18 protein-coding genes and 1 other RNA gene are annotated in these 15,759 nt (G+C 67.8%); 6 read left to right on the forward strand and 13 right to left on the reverse strand.

Annotation, left to right across the window (positions count from 1 at the left end; genetic code table 11):
• Positions 1 to 23 precede the first annotated feature (23 nt).
• Positions 24 to 320, forward strand: a complete 297-nt coding sequence (locus tag D4766_RS12195; RefSeq protein WP_234024800.1) for a hypothetical protein — start codon at positions 24 to 26, stop codon at positions 318 to 320.
• On the opposite strand, the gene recF is transcribed toward D4766_RS12195, so the two are convergent.
• Positions 317 to 1,390: a DNA replication/repair protein RecF gene (gene recF / locus D4766_RS12200; protein ID WP_120717695.1), complete on the reverse strand. Its 1,074-nt coding sequence runs from the start codon at positions 1,388 to 1,390 to the stop codon at positions 317 to 319. The genes D4766_RS12195 and recF overlap by 4 nt on opposite strands.
• A 230-nt stretch (positions 1,391 to 1,620) precedes the next feature.
• Here recF and D4766_RS14125 point away from each other — a divergent pair, with 230 nt between their 5' ends.
• Together D4766_RS14125 and D4766_RS12205 are read left to right on the forward strand one after the other, a co-directional pair.
• Positions 1,621 to 1,743 carry a hypothetical protein gene (locus tag D4766_RS14125; protein ID WP_267896427.1) on the forward strand — a complete coding sequence of 41 codons (123 nt, stop codon included), beginning with the start codon at positions 1,621 to 1,623 and terminating at the stop codon, positions 1,741 to 1,743.
• Positions 1,740 to 1,958 (forward strand): PspC domain-containing protein, encoded by a 219-nt coding sequence (locus tag D4766_RS12205; RefSeq protein WP_120717696.1) that lies wholly within the window; start codon positions 1,740 to 1,742, stop codon positions 1,956 to 1,958. Before D4766_RS14125 ends, D4766_RS12205 begins: the two co-directional genes overlap by 4 nt.
• Positions 1,959 to 1,988: 30 nt before the next feature.
• Here the strand turns inward: D4766_RS12205 and D4766_RS12210 are convergent, their stop codons facing one another.
• The 5 genes from D4766_RS12210 to D4766_RS12230 are packed head-to-tail and all read right to left on the reverse strand — an operon-like array spanning position 1,989 to position 5,438.
• Positions 1,989 to 2,771 carry an SDR family oxidoreductase gene (locus D4766_RS12210; RefSeq protein WP_120717697.1) on the reverse strand — a complete coding sequence of 261 codons (783 nt, stop codon included), beginning with the start codon at positions 2,769 to 2,771 and terminating at the stop codon, positions 1,989 to 1,991.
• Positions 2,756 to 3,301: an NUDIX hydrolase gene (locus D4766_RS12215; RefSeq protein WP_120717698.1), complete on the reverse strand. Its 546-nt coding sequence runs from the start codon at positions 3,299 to 3,301 to the stop codon at positions 2,756 to 2,758. Before D4766_RS12215 ends, D4766_RS12210 begins: the two co-directional genes overlap by 16 nt.
• A complete protein-coding gene (locus D4766_RS12220) occupies positions 3,298 to 3,978 on the reverse strand; it encodes a TPM domain-containing protein (protein WP_325049085.1) in 681 nt (226 codons plus the stop codon). The genes D4766_RS12215 and D4766_RS12220 overlap by 4 nt, the downstream gene beginning before the upstream one ends.
• Before the next feature lie 7 nt (positions 3,979 to 3,985).
• Positions 3,986 to 4,807 carry a TPM domain-containing protein gene (locus tag D4766_RS12225; protein WP_120717699.1) on the reverse strand — a complete coding sequence of 274 codons (822 nt, stop codon included), beginning with the start codon at positions 4,805 to 4,807 and terminating at the stop codon, positions 3,986 to 3,988.
• Positions 4,808 to 4,814: 7 nt separating this feature from the next.
• Positions 4,815 to 5,438 carry a LemA family protein gene (locus tag D4766_RS12230; RefSeq protein WP_120717700.1) on the reverse strand — a complete coding sequence of 208 codons (624 nt, stop codon included), beginning with the start codon at positions 5,436 to 5,438 and terminating at the stop codon, positions 4,815 to 4,817.
• A 130-nt stretch (positions 5,439 to 5,568) separates the two neighbouring features.
• Here D4766_RS12230 and mscL point away from each other — a divergent pair, with 130 nt between their 5' ends.
• Both mscL and ssrA read left to right on the forward strand, forming a co-directional pair.
• Positions 5,569 to 6,045 (forward strand): large conductance mechanosensitive channel protein MscL, encoded by a 477-nt coding sequence (gene mscL / locus D4766_RS12235; RefSeq protein WP_162935794.1) that lies wholly within the window; start codon positions 5,569 to 5,571, stop codon positions 6,043 to 6,045.
• Positions 6,032 to 6,376, forward strand: a transfer-messenger RNA (tmRNA) gene (gene ssrA / locus D4766_RS12240). Before mscL ends, ssrA begins: the two co-directional genes overlap by 14 nt.
• A gap of 74 nt (positions 6,377 to 6,450) precedes the next feature.
• On the opposite strand, the gene D4766_RS12245 is transcribed toward ssrA, so the two are convergent.
• The 4 genes from D4766_RS12245 to D4766_RS12260 form a co-directional block, all read right to left on the reverse strand.
• Positions 6,451 to 6,693 carry a hypothetical protein gene (locus D4766_RS12245; RefSeq protein WP_120717701.1) on the reverse strand — a complete coding sequence of 81 codons (243 nt, stop codon included), beginning with the start codon at positions 6,691 to 6,693 and terminating at the stop codon, positions 6,451 to 6,453.
• A 122-nt stretch (positions 6,694 to 6,815) separates the two neighbouring features.
• On the reverse strand, positions 6,816 to 8,072 hold the full coding sequence (locus D4766_RS12250; RefSeq protein ID WP_120717702.1) for an N-succinylarginine dihydrolase: 1,257 nt from the start codon (positions 8,070 to 8,072) through the stop codon (positions 6,816 to 6,818).
• Positions 8,069 to 9,085, reverse strand: coding sequence for an arginine N-succinyltransferase (gene astA, locus D4766_RS12255; protein ID WP_120717703.1), 1,017 nt, complete (start codon positions 9,083 to 9,085; stop codon positions 8,069 to 8,071). Before astA ends, D4766_RS12250 begins: the two co-directional genes overlap by 4 nt.
• Positions 9,082 to 10,284, reverse strand: a complete 1,203-nt coding sequence (locus D4766_RS12260) for a hydrolase (RefSeq protein ID WP_120717704.1) — start codon at positions 10,282 to 10,284, stop codon at positions 9,082 to 9,084. The genes astA and D4766_RS12260 overlap by 4 nt, the downstream gene beginning before the upstream one ends.
• 159 nt (positions 10,285 to 10,443) lie before the next feature.
• On the opposite strand from D4766_RS12260, the gene D4766_RS12265 reads away from it, so the two are divergent.
• Positions 10,444 to 12,519, forward strand: coding sequence for a malate synthase G (locus tag D4766_RS12265; RefSeq protein WP_120717705.1), 2,076 nt, complete (start codon positions 10,444 to 10,446; stop codon positions 12,517 to 12,519).
• On the opposite strand, the gene rsmA is transcribed toward D4766_RS12265, so the two are convergent.
• Genes rsmA through D4766_RS12280 form a run of 3 tightly spaced genes read right to left on the reverse strand, consistent with a single transcriptional unit; the run spans position 12,512 to position 15,712 of the window.
• Positions 12,512 to 13,342, reverse strand: a complete 831-nt coding sequence (rsmA, locus tag D4766_RS12270) for a 16S rRNA (adenine(1518)-N(6)/adenine(1519)-N(6))-dimethyltransferase RsmA (protein WP_234024801.1) — start codon at positions 13,340 to 13,342, stop codon at positions 12,512 to 12,514. The two genes, D4766_RS12265 and rsmA, sit on opposite strands and share 8 nt — an antisense overlap.
• A complete protein-coding gene (gene pdxA / locus D4766_RS12275) occupies positions 13,335 to 14,354 on the reverse strand; it encodes a 4-hydroxythreonine-4-phosphate dehydrogenase PdxA (protein WP_120718220.1) in 1,020 nt (339 codons plus the stop codon). The genes rsmA and pdxA overlap by 8 nt, the downstream gene beginning before the upstream one ends.
• Positions 14,351 to 15,712 carry a peptidylprolyl isomerase gene (locus D4766_RS12280; protein ID WP_120718221.1) on the reverse strand — a complete coding sequence of 454 codons (1,362 nt, stop codon included), beginning with the start codon at positions 15,710 to 15,712 and terminating at the stop codon, positions 14,351 to 14,353. Before D4766_RS12280 ends, pdxA begins: the two co-directional genes overlap by 4 nt.
• Positions 15,713 to 15,759: the final 47 nt, after the last annotated feature.

Genomic DNA, 15,759 nt, shown 5'->3' on the forward strand with positions numbered 1-15,759 from the left:
ATCGGTTGGAAGGATCGTTCGCGATGTTCACCCAGCTCAATCCGCCGATGCCGCTTCACGTTCTCGACAAGGGGGACGGGCTGGCGTTTGGCGTCATCGACTACGGGCCGGAGCACAACCTGCTCTGGATCACCGCCATCGACGCTACCGGGGAAATCTGGTGCGCGCCCAATCCGCAGGTGCGGATGCAGGCGAACTGGAGCCTGGGGCGCGGCAGAAGCCCGGCGGTCGCCGCCTCGAAGGACCGAATGGCAGCCAAAAATGCCGGTCTGACAGAGATCTGCGCCGATTGCTCCGACGTGATGGAGACGGCCACCTAGCCCTCCCTCGTTGCGGCTCCGTCGGCCACTCGCCACACGGCGGCGCGGCCCAGGATCGGTTCGAACGGAGCGGTCTCGGTGCCGGTGAACCACACTTGGGCGCTGCTCGCCGCTAGCCGGTCGTAGAGCGTTTCGCGGCGTACCGGATCGAGGTGAGCCGCCACCTCGTCGAGCAGCAGCACCGCCGGTCGGCCGCGCGAGGCAAGCCCCGCGTGCGCCAGCGTGATCGCGATCAGCAACGCCTTCTGCTCGCCGGTCGAGCACAGTGCCGCGGGCTGGTTCTTGCCTGCCATCGTGACCACTAGGTCGGCCCGGTGCGGCCCCTCCAGCGTCCGTCCGGCGGCGCGATCGCGCGAGCGGGCGGCGCGCAGGGCGTCGGCGTCGATCGAGCCACCGGGGGCCAGCGCCAGATCGGGACGGGCGAAAGGCTCGGACGGCAAGTCCGCGAGTTCGCCGGACAATGCCTCCACCAGCCGGGATCGTCCCGCGGCGAGCATCGTGCCGGCTTCGGCCATCTGCGCCTCCACACCCTCGAGCCACAGCGGGTCGGACGCTTCCTCGGCAGCCAGCAGCCGGTTGCGTTCGCGCAAGGCAGCGTCGTACCGGGTCGCGCTGCGAGTGTGCCCGGCGTCGAGCGCGACCGCCATCCGGTCGAGCCAGCGGCGGCGGTCACCCGCGCTACCGGTGAACAGGCCGTCCATCGCCGGGGTGAGCCATGCCAGCGCCAGCCACTCGCCCAGGGCGACCGCGCTCGCCTCGGCCCCGTTTATGCGAACCTGCCGCCGGGCGGGCCGCGCGGGATCGGTGAGGGTGCCGAGCCGCACGGGCTCGCCGCCCTCCGCCGCGAGGGAGGCGCCGATGGTGAACCCGCCGGCGCCAGCGCTCGACGCCATCTCGCCGATCGGTGCGCGCCGGAGCCCGCGCCCGGGGGCGAACAGCGACAGTGCCTCGAGCACGTTGGTCTTGCCCGCGCCGTTGTCGCCGACGAGCAGGTTGAACGCCGCCGTGCCGCCCAACGTCGTGGCAGAATGATTGCGAAAGCTGGAAAGAGTGATGCGATCGAGGGCCATGAATTGGCTCGTTTCCTAGCCGCGCGTCGGCGGTTGCGACAGCCGCGAAATCGCCGGTCCCAATGGTTCGGAAAATTTCCCAACCTTGAGCGAAGCATTCATCGCACGTTTATCGTTGCGTATGTGGAAACCGCGGAAATCCGCCATTCTCGCGAATTGGCACGGTGCTTGCGAAGTTTGTTGCATCGGAAGGATGGTCCTCCCGACACCGATTGAACAAGGAAATTACCATGTCTCTTCACAACAAGCTCGCCGCCGGTTTCGCTTCGGTCGCCTTCAGCGTCTTCATGCTCGCCTTCGCCATCGCGCCGGTGATGCAGAGCTCGGCGATCGTCGCGGGAAACCTGGCATGAGCAATCTCGACCGCCAGCGCCCTGCCGTTGCACCGTCACGGCAGGGCTTCCGCCTCGACAAGGGCAACGGCAAGGTCTTCGGCGTCTGCGCCGGAATCGGCGACTATTTCGGCATAGAGCCGATGTGGGTCCGCATCGGCTTCGCCGCCGGTACGATCCTCGGTTTCGGGACCTTCGCCCTGGTCTACCTGGCGATCGCGCTGATCGCCGACTGAGGGAGCCCTTCCGGGGGCTCCCTCCACATTTCACATCGCGCTGATGCCGCCGTCGAGCTTGAGTTCGGCCCCGGTCATGAAGCTGGACTCGTCGCTGGCGAGGAACAGCACGCCATCGGCGATTTCCCGCGGAACGCCGACCCGCTTCAGCGGAATCTGCCGCGCCAGTTTGCTCATCACCACATCCTTCGGATGGCCCGAGCTTTTCGTAATGCCGTCGAGGATCGGCGTGTCGACGAACGTGGGGTGGACCGAATTGCAGCGGATGTTCCAGCCCATCTTGCCGCAGTAAAGCGCGACCGATTTGGACAGCATCCACACCGCCGCCTTGCTGGCGTTGTATCCCGGCATGGTGTCGCTGGCGATCAGGCCGGCGATCGAACTGATGTTGACGATGCTGCCGGGCTGGTGATCCTTCATCAGCGGCAGCGCCTTCTGGCAGCCGAGAAAAACCGAATCGACGTTGATCGCGAAGCCGCGCCGCCATTCTTCGAGCGTGCATGTTTCGATGTTGCCGCGCACGCCGACGCCTGCGTTGTTGACCAGGACGCTGAGACCGCCGAGCTCGTCGCGCGCCGTTTCTATGGCAACGTCCCAGTGGTCGGGGTTCGTGACGTCGTGCTGCATGGCGAAGGCCGTCCCCGCGCCGTGGGCGCGGTTGATCCGCGCCGCCGTTTCCTCCGCCCCCGCACCGTTGACGTCGGTGCAGAGTACACGCGCGCCTTCGCGCGCCAGCGTTTCGCAATGGGCCGCGCCCAGGCCCTGCGCCGCACCCGTCACCAGGGCCAGCTTGCCCGCTACCCGTCCTGCCATCCGTTTTCTCCCGCCAGCAGCAGACCCATTATTCGAACGTCGATGCCGAGGCCTGCTTTCCTGCGGTCTTCGACGAAACCGGCCAGCCCGGCAAGGGGGACGCGCCGGACGGTGATGTCCTCGCCTGCCACCCCGCCGCCGGGGCCGACACGGCGGAGCCCGGTCGCACGCACCAGCGTGAAGCTCTCGCTGACCATTCCGGGCGAGGAATAGAATTCGCCGCCATCGATTAGGCGGTCGGCGCGCCAGCCGGTTTCCTCTTCCAGCTCGCGGCCCGCGGCGGCGAGCGGATCCTCGCCCTCGCTGTCGTCGTGATCGCCGATGAGGCCGGCGGGCAGTTCGAGGCACACTTTGCCGAGCGGCACGCGGTATTGTTCCACCAGCAGGACGTGACCGTCTTCGATCGCCAGGATCACCGCCGCCCGGATGTTGCGCGCCCGGGCGACGTATTCCCACCGTCCGCGCTTTTTCGCGACGACGAACCGGCCTTGCCAGACGATCTCCTCGGGCTCGTCCCGGTCGGCGGTCATACCTCGATCAGCCGGTCGGGCAGTTCGTTGACGTCGTTCTCGTGGCGCACCGCGTGTTCGGCGAGCACTGTACCGACATCGGCGATCCCGGCGGTCAGCCCCTCGGCGATGCGCCCTTCGCGGATGTGGACGAGCATGTCGGCCATCGCATCGCCCCAGACGTCGGCGGAAACCTTTTCGGCAATCGCTTCGTCGGCGACGATCTCGGCGCGGCGCTCGCGCATGGACAGGTAGATCAGAACACCGGTGCGACCATGCGTGCGGCGTTCTGCCCCGACCTTGAAGTGCCGGACCGCCGCGTCGCGCACGCGGGCTTTCTTGACCGGCGGGGGGACGAGGGCGAACCGCAGGGGCTGCCACATCTGGACCAGCCAGACCGCGGCAAGCTTGGCCACGACCACCAGTAGCGCGAGGCCGAGGAGACCCCTTTCGGTCCACTCGCTGTTCCAGTCGCCCAGCAGCCAGTCGACCCTTGCCAGGAAGAAGTTTGGGAAGGCGGTCAGCAGGGCGAGGGCGGTCGTCGCCGCGACGATCGCCCAGCCGAGCTGGATGTCGCTGTAGCCGTCCGACCGTTCGGCAAGCACCGTCACGATCTCGCCCGCGGTATGCTCCTCCGCCGCGGCCACCGCGGCCGAGACCGCGTCGTGCTCGGCATCGCTGAGGTATCCCATCGTCATCGGTCGCTCACCATCCACCGCTCGCACCGCCGCCGCCAAAGCTGCCGCCGCCGCCCGAAAAGCCACCCCCACCCCCGCCGAAGCCGCCGCCGCCGCCCCAGCCGCCGCCGCGCGAACCGCCGCCGAGGATGGACTTGCCCGCTTCCCACACCACGATGTCGCCGATGGTGCTGCCGGTCAGCGTGCCGTTGTGCCGCCGCCCGCGTTTGCCCCCGCGCATCAGCGGCAAAATGAAGAAGAACAATATGAAGGCGATCCAGATAATCATGCCGAACGGAATGCCGTCGCTTTCCGCCGGGGCGGTCGCTTCCTGCGCGACGCGAGCCGCCTCTTCCGCCGGCAATTCGAGTTGCTTAATGATCTCGTCGGCGCCGGCGACGATGCCGCCGGGCAGGTCGCCTTCCTTGAACCTGGGCAGGATGGTGTTCTGGACGATGAGGGTCGAATATCCGTCGGTCAGGTAAGGTTCGAGGCCATAGCCGACCTCGATCCGCACCTTTCGGTCGTTGGGCGCCACGAGGAGGATCACCCCGTCGTTCCGTTCCTCGTCGCCGAGGCTCCAGTAGCGACCGAGCCGGTAGCCGTAGTCGGCAATGTCGTAGCCTTCGAGGCTCGGAATGGTCGCGACCACGAACTGGCGCTGTGTGCGCCGGTTGAACTGGTCGAGCTTGTCCGACAGCGCCGCTTCCGTTGCGGGGTCGAGTACGTCGGCATTGTCGAGGACCGACGCCGTGCCCCGCTCGGGAAACGTCTGCGCGAACACGGGCGACGCGAACAGCGCCGCCCCGAGCATCGCCAGCGAGGCGAGGAAGTGCGCCACCGCGCGCATGATGGGCTCAGCGGGCCGCCGTGGCGGACCCGTTGGGCGTCATGTCGAGGGTTGGGGCGACTTCGGCGCCGGGCGTAACGGACTTGTAGGGGACCAGCGGCTCGCTGCCGTAGATCACGTTGGCGCCGATCGCGCTCGGGAAGGTGCGGATCTCGGTGTTGTAGTCCTGCACCGCGGCATTGTAGTCGCGGATCGAGATGCGGACCTTGTTCTCGATCCCCTCGAGCTGGCCCTGCAGCATCTGGTAGTTCGTGATCGACTTCAGGTCCGGATAGGCTTCGAAGTTCGCGAGCAGTCTGCCGAGCCCGGCGCCGAGCTGGTTCTGCGCGGCCTGATATTCGGCCATCTTGGTTTCGTCCGTCAGGTCGTTCGCGTTGATCTGGACGCTGGTCGCCTTCGCGCGCGCTTCGATCACGTCGGTCAGGATGCCGCGTTCCTGTTCGGCGGCGCCCTTGGCAACCTCGGCGAGGTTGGGGACGAGGTTGGCGCGTTCCTGGAACGTCGCCTCCACGTCGGCCCAGCGCGCCTTGGCGGCTTCTTCCTTGGTCGGGATCGAGTTGATCCCGCAGCCTGAGAGCCCGGCGGCGGCGAGCGCCACGATTCCGGCGCGGCGAATGGCGGTGAAGGTCATTGCGGCAAACCCCTTTGTCACAAGAACGCCGGACGGTGCCGGCCTGTATTGCAGCCCTAGCACACCGGCTTGCGCTTGCAACACGGACGCGTATCACAGACGATGTCGAAGATTGGATAGCGGGGGGCGAATGCTACAGGAATTTCGCAAGTTCATCGCGAGGGGCAATGTTCTCGATCTCGCGGTCGGGGTGATCATCGGAGCGGCCTTTGGGAAGATCACGACATCGCTGACCGAAAGCATATTGATGCCCCTGATCGGCTGGATTTTCGGCGACGTGGATTTCTCCCGCTTCTTTATCCGGCTCGGGGAAATCCCGGCGGATTATAGCGGCGATCCCGGCAACTATGCGCAGTTGAAGGAAGCCGGTGTGGCGATGATCGGCTACGGCGATTTCATCACCCAGCTGATCAACTTCCTGATTATCGCGTTCGCCTTGTTCCTCATCGTGCGCAGCGCGAACAAGGTGATCGAGGATATCGAGGCCAAGCAGAAGGCGGCCGACGATACTTCGCAAGTGCCGGACGTACCGACCAACCCGGAACTCGACGTCTTGAAGGAAATCCTGGCCGAGATGCGCAAGGACGATCCAGCCACTTCACATTAAGCCGCCATCCCCTATATCGGATCGTGCCGGCTTCGGCCGGCTATGGCGATAAATTGCGGTGTGCAATAGATACAGCGGACCCGGGGGCAGTACCCGGCGGCTCCACCAAATCCTCGATTGTCGCGGGGATCATGGGGCCGAACCAGGATCGACGTGTATTGAAAAGCACTGTTTTTGCTCGGGCTGAGTAACCCGCAAATAGGCTCACAACACACAAGTGCCAACGACAACGAAGCACTTGCTCTCGCTGCGTAACCTGACGGCCTAACGGCCTGATCTTACAAAGCGTTGAGCACGGTTCGGACCGAACCGGGTAACAGAATCGGAAACCGGGGGCCCGGGGCGGGCCTAGCAACAGAACCGCCCCACCTTATTCTCATCGACGGGTCGGGACGGGGCGCCAAGCTAAGTCGCGACGATGTCTGCCTCGCGTCTTTCCTTCTCGTAGCGCAGGCAGTCGAAAATCTTGGCCCCGGCCAGGAACACCGATCCTGTCGCCGTGAGGAACAGTATCTTGCCGCCGAAGCCCGGGAATTGGTCGAGGTAATGCATGCCGCGCTCGCATGCGCCCAGCGCCAGCGCGAAGATCACGAGGCACGCCTCGAACCGGGTCTTGATGACGAACAGGCGGCCTAGTTTCTTGAGCATGAGTCCCGGCAGATTTCCTTAACGAGGCGAGGAGCAAAACCCGTGCCATCGGCGGGTTCGCGCGCCTCGCGACGGTTAACGCATCCGGGAGTGTAAACGAGGCCGACGATGTGTCGAGCGCGTTAACCGAGTTCGTGCAGGCCCAGCGCTTCGAGGAGCGCGCGGCGCGCACCCACGACTGTCTGGACGAGCGACGCGCGCCCGAGATCGGCGGGATCGATCTGTTCGGGCCAGGTCTCGGCGATCGTCTTCTCGATCGCATCCGCCTTCGCGGCGTCCAGCAGGAAGCGCGGATCGATCGTCGCGAGGTCGGCGACGACGCGCAGCCGCAGACAGGCCGGGCCTCCGCCATTCGCCATCGACTGGCGGACGTCCACCGGCAGGACCCGACGGATCGGGCCGTTGCCGGCGAGCATGGCCTCGCACCAGGACCAGACGGCGGCGCTGGCGCGGCATTCGGACGGCACGATCAGCGCCTGTCCGCCGTCGGGCAGGGTCACCAGCTGCGCGTTGAAGAGATAGGTCCGGATCGCCTCCTCGAGCGAGACGGCGGCGGACGGCACCTCGACCACCTCGAGCGCAGGGAAAGCCGCCCGCATCGCCTCGTAAGCCGCCGCCTGATCGGCGAATGCCTCGGCATGGGTGAACAGCACCCGCTCGTTGGCGACCGCCACGACGTCGTTATGGAACGCTCCGGCGGCGATGGCGGCAGGGTTCTGCTCGACGAAGACGGTGCGCGCCGGTTCGAGGCCGTGCAGGCGGGCGACCGCGCGGCTGGCCTGTTCGTGCTGGCGGGCCGGGAAGGCGCCGCCGGTGCGGCCGTAGACGAACACCTCGACCCCTTGGGCATCGTGAGATTCGCACAGGCGCATGTGGTTGGCGGCGCCCTCGTCGCCGAAACTCGGGGGGACCGGATCGTGCAGCGCGAAATGTGCCCGGTCCGCGAACGCGAGCGCAAGCTGGCGGGCCGTGTCGCGCCACTCCTGCGCCCGGTGCGGCATCGTTACGAGATTGGCCGGCGTGATGTGGCACCGGCCATCGGTAGTGTCGGGCGCAGGGCTGACGGTCGCCGCATTCGCAGTCCACATCGCGCTCGCCGACCACGCCGCCGCGGTCAGCGCGGGATCGGAATTCCCGCCGCTCGCGCCCATGCGCCGCAAGTAATCGCCGTTGGGCCGGGGCAGGGGAACGAGGAAACCCTGCGCCAGACCGAGCGCCATGTTGTGGCGCATCTTGGCGAGACCCTGGAGGGCCGCGGCACGGGGGTAGCTCGTCTCGCCGGCGTTCTTGGTCGCGGCGAGGTTGCCGAGGCTGAGCCCGGCGTAATTGTGGCTCGGCCCGACGATCCCGTCGAAATTGATCTCGACAAGGCCGCTCACCGCGCCACGCTCCAGACCTCGTCGCCGTCCCCGACACCGAGCGCGGCCGCGGCCTTGCGATCGATCGCCACGGTGCCGTCCGGCCCGAAGTCGCGCATGCCGTAGGCTGCGCGGAAGTCGCCGAGAGTACCGGTCGCGATGATCGCGCGCTCGCCGATATCGAGGTTGGCGTCGGTCACCCGGCCCGGCCGCGCGTCGCGGATCGACTTCACGTCGTCGGTCCGCGCGGTCATCGTCGGGCCGCCGTCGAAAATGTCGACGTAGCCGTCGAACCGGAATCCCTCGTTCTCCAGCATCCGCATGGCCGCACGCCCCGTGGGGTGGGGCATGCCGATCACGTCGCGCGCATCGTCGTCGAGCATCGCGACATAGACCGGGTGCTTGGGCATCAGGTCGGCAATGAACTGGTTGCCGTTGATCGCGTTGAAATAGTCCGCTTCCTGGAAAGTCATGCCGAAGAAACGCCCGGCGACACCGTCCCAGAACGGCGATCCGCCGCGCTCGTCGATGATGCCGCGCAGTTCGGCCAAGATCCGGTCGGCGAAGCGCTGGCGATGCATGCGGATGAACAGGTAGCGGCTGCGCGCGAGCAGCAGGCCGAGCCCGCCCGCGCGCTCGTTGGGGTGCAGGAACAGCCCGCCGACCTCGCACGACCCCTCGAGGTCGGTGACGAGGCTGAGGAGGTCCGCGCGCACCGTGCGTTGCAGTTCCTGCGATTGCTGGGTGAGGGTATTCTTGCGGTAGGAATAGAATGGCCAGCGCTGGCCCACCTGCGTCATCAGCTGGCAGGTACCGCGCACGTCGCCGGTCTCGCTATTCTCGAGCACCAGGACGAACTGTTCGTCGGCGAGCGCGTCGTCGGTGCGGGCGAAGGCAGCCTCCGCCCGTTCGAGCTTCCCGCCGAGGGAGGCGCGGTCGGCGGGCAGGTTGGTGAAGCCGCCGCCGGTAAGCTTGGCCATCTCGTACAGCGGTTCCAGGTCGTCGACGCGGGCGGCGCGAAGGCGGAAGGTCAAACGGTTTCTCCCGAAGCGATGCGAGCGAGGACGAGCGCCGACAGCGCGGCCCGCTCGGCCAGGCTGGGCACGATCATGAATTCGTCGGGCGAATGGATGGCACCGCCGCGCACGCCCATCGTGTCGACCACCGGCACGCCGCAGGCCGCGATGTTGTTGCCGTCGCATACGCCGCCGGTCGATTTCCAGCCGATCTCCTGGCCGAGTTCCGCTCCGCAAGAGCGCACGAGATCGAACAGGCGCTGGGCGCGTTCGTCGACCGGCTTGGGCGGGCGGGTAATGCCCCCGTGGAGGTGGATGCCGACTTCGTGCTGCGCCTCGATGCTGCGCAGCAAAGCGTTCAGATCGCTTGCGAACGTCTCCGCGGCCTCGACCGATTTCGGACGTATGTTGAAACGCAGGACCGCGTGGTCTGGCACCACGTTGTTGGCCGATCCGCCGTCGATCTTCGCCGGGTTCACCGACAGCGCATCATGCGTCATCGCCTTCAGGCGGACGGCAAGGTCGGCGGCGGCCACGATCGCGTTGCGCCCGTCCTCGGGATTGCGGCCCGCATGGGCGGACTTTCCGGTCACGATCACCGAATAGTTGCCGCTGCCGCCACGCGCATGAGCGAGCGTGCCGTCGGGCAGGGCGCTCGGCTCGTAGGTGAGGGCGGCGTACTTGCCCCGGGCCAGCTCCGCGATGAGGGCCGACGACGACAGGGACCCCGTTTCCTCGTCGGAATTGATCATCACGTCGTAGCCCAGCGACTGGCCCGCGCGGGTCGCTTCCAGCGCCTTCAGGGCATGGAGGATGACCGCGATGCCGCCCTTCATGTCGGCGAGCCCGGGGCCGTTCAGCGTCTCGTCGTCGAGCCACTGCTGGTCCTGGAACGGGTGATCGGCCGGGAACACGGTGTCCATGTGGCCGGTCAGGATCACGCGACGCTCCGCATCCGGGCGCACGCGCAGCACGAGGTGCTGGCCGTGTGCCTTCTCAACTTCGCTCCCATCCGGGGCGACCGCGGTGACCGGCGCGGGGTCGACCATCTCGATCTCGCCGGGGAGGGCGGAGAAGGCATCGGCCAGCATTGCCGCCTGCCGGGCCAGTCCGTCCAGATTGGCAGTGCCGGTGTTGACCGCGCTCCATGCGCAGGCATCGGCGAGCATCGCGTCGCCGTCGATGGCGTCGGTGAACAGGGCGGGAGAAGGTTTCATCGGCAACGGTCCCTAGCGAGCCGCCGCCCGGCGTCCAACCCCCCGGTTGCAAAGTGCGGAGGGCTTGGCCATAGGCGCGGCTCGTTTCCTCCCCGGACGACCGACCAGACCCGCGCGCCGTTCCACCGCGAACGCGCGCCCGAAGAGTGCGAGGGACGAATGATCGACAAGTGCGGTTTGCAGGTGGACGCGGCGCTCGCGGCGTTCGTCGAGGAAGAAGTGCTGGCCCCTCTCGGCGGCGATCCGGACGCGTTCTGGCAAGGTTTCGCCGACCTTCTCGCCGAGTACGCCCCCCGCAACCGCGCGCTGCTGGAAAGGCGCGAGGAACTGCAGGCGCAGATCGACGACTGGCATCGCGAGCGGCGCGGACAGCCGCACGATGCGGCGACCTATCGCGCGTTCCTGGAGGAGATCGGCTACCTCGTACCCGAGCCGGGCGAATTCGAGATCGGCACCCGCAACGTCGATCCCGAGATCGCGACGATGGCGGGTCCGCAACTGGTGGTGCCGGTCCTCAACGCGCGCTTCCTGCTGAACGCGGCGAACGCGCGGTGGGGCAGCCTGTACGACGCGTTCTACGGCACCGACGCGCTGGACGCACCGCCCGCGAGGCCGGGCGGCTACGACAAGGCGCGGGGCCAGGCGGTGATCGACCGGGTGCGCGCGTTCCTCGACGAGACATTTCCGCTCGAGGGCGGGCGCAGCTGGCGGACGATCTCCGGCCAGCAGGACGTAATGCTGGCCGACCCTTCGCAGGCGGCGGGCACCACCGCACGCGGGCTCATGTTCGTCCACAACGGCTTGCACGTCGAGGTCGTGTTCGATCGCGACACGCCGGTCGGCCGCGAGGATGCCGCGGGCATCTCCGACGTGGTGCTCGAAAGCGCGCTGACCACGATCGTCGATCTGGAGGATTCGGTCGCGGCGGTCGATGCGGCGGACAAGCTTGCCGCCTACCGCAACTGGCTCGGCGTGATCCGCGGGGACCTCAGCGAGACGTTCAAGAAGGGCGGCAAGAGCATGACCCGCCGCCTCGCCGACGACGTGCAGGTGGGCGACCGGACGTTGCCCGGCCGCAGCCTGCTGTTCGTGCGCAATGTCGGGCACCTGATGACCAACCCGGCGATCCTGCTGCCCGACGGCAGCGAGGTGCCGGAGGGGATCATGGACGCGGTGATCACCAGCGCCATCGGTGCGCACGACGTGCGGGGCCTCGGCAAGTGGCGCAACAGCCGTGCGGGAAGCATCTACATCGTGAAGCCCAAGCAGCACGGGCCGGAGGAATGCGCGTTCACCGACGACCTGTTCGATGCGGTCGAGGACCTGCTCGGGCTCGAGCGGCACACGATCAAGGTCGGCGTGATGGACGAGGAGCGGCGCACCAGCGCCAACCTCGCCGCGTGCATCCACGCGGTGCGGAACCGGATCGTGTTCATCAACACCGGTTTCCTCGACCGGACCGGCGACGAGATCCACACCTCGATGCAGGCCGGCCCCATGGTCCGCAAGGCGGAGATGAAGGCGAGCGACTGGCTCGTCGCCTACGAGGCGCGCAACGTCGCGATCGGCCTCGCGCACGGCCTTTCGGGCAAGGCGCAGATCGGAAAGGGCATGTGGGCCGCGCCCGACATGATGGCCGACATGATGGACCAGAAGATCGGCCACCTGAAGGCGGGCGCGAACACGGCCTGGGTACCCAGCCCCACCGCCGCGACGCTCCACGCGCTGCATTACCACACGATGGATGTGTTCGCGCGCCAGAAGGACCTGCCCGAGGCGCCGGGCCTCGACGCGCTGCTGACCATTCCGGTCGCCCGCGGCACCAACTGGTCGCAGGACGAGGTGCGCGAGGAACTCGACAACAATGCGCAAGGCTTGCTCGGCTACGTCGTGCGCTGGGTCGATGCGGGCGTCGGCTGTTCCAAGGTGCCCGATATCCACGACGTCGGGCTGATGGAGGACCGCGCGACCCTCCGGATTTCGAGCCAGCACATGGCCAACTGGCTGCTCCACGGGGTCTGCACGCGCGAACAGGTGATGGAGTCGCTGCGCCGCATGGCGGCCAAGGTGGACGAACAGAACGCCGGCGATCCGGGTTACGTCCCGCTCGTCGGGAACGAGGACGGCCCGGCCTTTCGCGCTGCGATGGATCTCGTGTTCAGGGGCGTGGAGCAGCCGTCGGGTTATACCGAACCGTTGCTGCACCACTGGCGGCAGGTCGCCAAGGCTAGTTGAGTAGGCGGGCCACCGCGACGAATTCGGCCACGCTCAATGTCTCGGCCCGGCGCTGCGGATCGATCCCGAGCATGTCCAGCGCATCCAGCGCGCCGGGCACGCCTTTCAGGCTCTGGCGGAGCATCTTGCGACGCTGGCCGAAGGCGGCTTCGGTTACTCGTTCGAGAATACGGACCGAAACCCCCGCCGGCATCGCTGCAGGTTCGACGTGGACGATCGCGCTCATCACCTTGGGCGGCGGTGTAAAGGCGCTGCGGTGAACCTTCATCGCGAGAGCGGCGGCACTGCGCCACTGCGCGAGGACGGCGAGCCTGCCATAGGCGCCGGTGTCGGGAGCCGCGACGACCCGCTGGGCGACCTCCTGCTGGAACATCAGTGTCAGGCTGGTCCAAAAGGGGGGCCAAGGTTCTCCGCCCAGCCAGCGCACGAACAGCGCGGTACCGACGTTGTAGGGCAGATTCGCGACGACGGCGTAGGGCTCGCCCATCAGCGCGTCGTGGTCGAGCGTCATCGCATCGCCTTCGATCACTCGCAGACGGCCCGGGAAGGACGCTTCCAGTTCCGCGAGGGCGGGGAGGCAGCGCTTGTCCATCTCGATCGCCGTCACCCGAGCGCCCGCCCGCAGCAATGCCCGGGTAAGGCCGCCGGGGCCGGGCCCGATCTCGAGCACAGCCTTGCCCGCCAGATCTCCGGGGATGGCGGCGATGCGGTCGAGCAATTGCTCGTCGAACAGGAAGTTCTGGCCGAGCGCCTTGCTGGCAGACAGGCCATGGCGCGCTACGACTTCGCGCAGCGGTGGAAGGGAGGGCGCCGGTTCAGCCACGGGCCGCCCGCCGGACCGCGCAGTCGCCCGCCATCCGGATCGCCGCGATCGTCGCACCGGCGCTCGCGCGGCCGGTCCCCGCGATGCCGAAGGCGGTGCCGTGATCGGGGCTGGTACGGATGATCGGCAGGCCGAGCGTGACGTTCACCCCGCTGTCGAAATCGAGCGCCTTCAGCGGGATCAGTGCCTGGTCGTGATACATGCACAGGGCGACATCGTAGTCGCCGCGCATGTGGGGCGCGAACATGGCATCGGCCGGATGCGGACCGGTGGCGTCGATCCCGTCGGCTCGCAGCGCCTCGATCGCCGGGCGGATGGTGCGGGCTTCCTCGTCGCCCATGCGGCCATCCTCGCCCGCGTGGGGGTTGAGCGCGGCGATGGCGATGCGCGGGTGCCGGATGCCGAAGTCGCGGGCCAGCGCTTCGGCGGCAATCCGCGCGCGGCGGCGGATGAGGTCGACGGAAACCATGTCCGGAACCTTCGCCAGCGCAACATGGACGGTAAGCGGGATGGTCCGCAGCTGCGGTCCGGCCAGCATCATCACCGCGTCCTGCGCTGCGATGCCGCAGGCCTGCGCGACGAACTCGGTCTGGCCGGGATGATGGAAGCCGACCGCGGCCAGCCGGGCCTTGGCGATGGGCCCGGTGACGAGTGCGCTGGCTTCGCCCGAGACCGCGAGCGCCGTCGCCGCTTCGAGGCTGGCCAGGGCGAGCGCGGCGCCGTCCTCGTCCGGTTCGCCGGGGCGCCAGGCGCCGTCGAGGCTGCCGAGCACCGGCAGCGCGCGCGGAAAGACCTCGGCCACTTCGGCCAGCGATGCGATCGGCTGGATGGGCAGGGCGAGCCCGCGCGATGCCGCCGCGCCCGACAGCAGGCGAACTCCGCCGACCACGGCGAAAGGCGCCAGCCCTGCGCGTGCAGCCTGCGACCAAGCCTCGGCAACCAGTTCGGGCCCGACGCCCGCCGGATCGCCGAGCGATACGGCGATGGGCGCGCCGGGACGTGCGGGGGTCAGTTGTATTCGATCACCGCGTCGTTGCGCAGGTCGCGCAGATAGCGCTGGGCGCGCTTGCCGATGCGCTCGTCCTCGAGCTGGTTCATCAGTTCGTCGAAGTTCGGGCCGGTGGCGACCTGCGGATCGTCGCGACCGCACAGCATGAGGACGCTGACGCCCTCCTCGATGCCGCCGAAGGGCGCGGTCGTCTGGCCGATCTGCAGGTCCGCAACGAGCGACTGGATGCCCTCGGGCAGCGAACGCAGCACGATGCCGTCGCTGCTGGCGACCCGTGCACCCATCGTCTCGCCGACCTGCTCGGCGCTGGCGCAGCCGCGCATGGAGCGCACGCCGTCGATGAACTTCGCGAGTTCCGTCTGCGCCTCGCGCTCGGAAATGCCCTTGGGGAATTCGTACGAGATCTGCTTCAGGCTCAGCACCGCATCGCGCGGGTCGGCGGTCAGCACGGCCTTCTTGTCGATGAGGTAGAGGATGGAATAGCCGCCCGAGTTCTCGATCGGGCCGACGAGCTGGCCGGGCTGCATCTGCCGTGCCGCGACGGCCAGTTCGCTCGGCAGCATTTCCAGCCGCACGAAGCCGAGATCGCCGCCCGCTGCCGCGGTCGAGCTTTCGGAGAACTGGCGGGCGTAGCCGAGGAAGCTGCCGCCCTGCTTCAGCTGCTCGATGATGCGCGCCATGTTGGCGAGCACCTGTTCGCGAGTGTCGGGGGTGGCCGACAGCCAGATTTCGCCGAGACGGAATTCCTCGGTGCCGCGGCTCGCCTCGAGGCGGGCCATCATCTCGTTGACCTCCTCGCTCGAGACGTTGACGAACGGCGCCACGTTGCGGCGCAGCAGGCGCTGCCACGACATTTCGCCCAGGATTTGCCGCTTGAGCGACGTCGGCGAGGAGCCGATGCCGGTGAGGTAGGTGTCCATCGCAGCCACGTTCTGGCCGAAGTTCTGTGCCGCCACGCGGGCGTAGGTCTGGTCGACCTCGGCCGCCGGAACCTCGATCTCCTGCGCCCTGGCTTCCTGAATCTGCAGCGTCTCGTCGATGAGGTTGCGCAGCACCTGCACGCGCAGGCGCGCCTTTTCCTCGTCCGAGATCTGGCCCTTGGATGCCGCCACCAGCAACGCGATGCGCTGGTCGACGTCGGTCCCGGTCACGATCTGGCCGTTCACCACCGCGGTCGGCTTGCGCACGTTGGGATCGCCGGGCCCGAGGATCGCGGCGTTGGCGGGCAGGTCGAGCTGCGTACTGCCGACCTCGGCCCCGGCGCCGACGGACGCCGCGTCCTGCGCGGAAGCCGCGATCGGCGCGGTCGCGAGAGCGAGGGTGGCGATGCTGCCGAGAAGTCTGGAAGCGAAAGTATCGATCACGCGTGGGTCCGTTTTGCGATGGTGCGCGCAGGCACCGGCCGATT

The sequence above is a fragment of the Tsuneonella amylolytica genome (assembly GCF_003626915.1).
In the GTDB taxonomy this organism is placed as follows: domain Bacteria; phylum Pseudomonadota; class Alphaproteobacteria; order Sphingomonadales; family Sphingomonadaceae; genus Tsuneonella; species Tsuneonella amylolytica.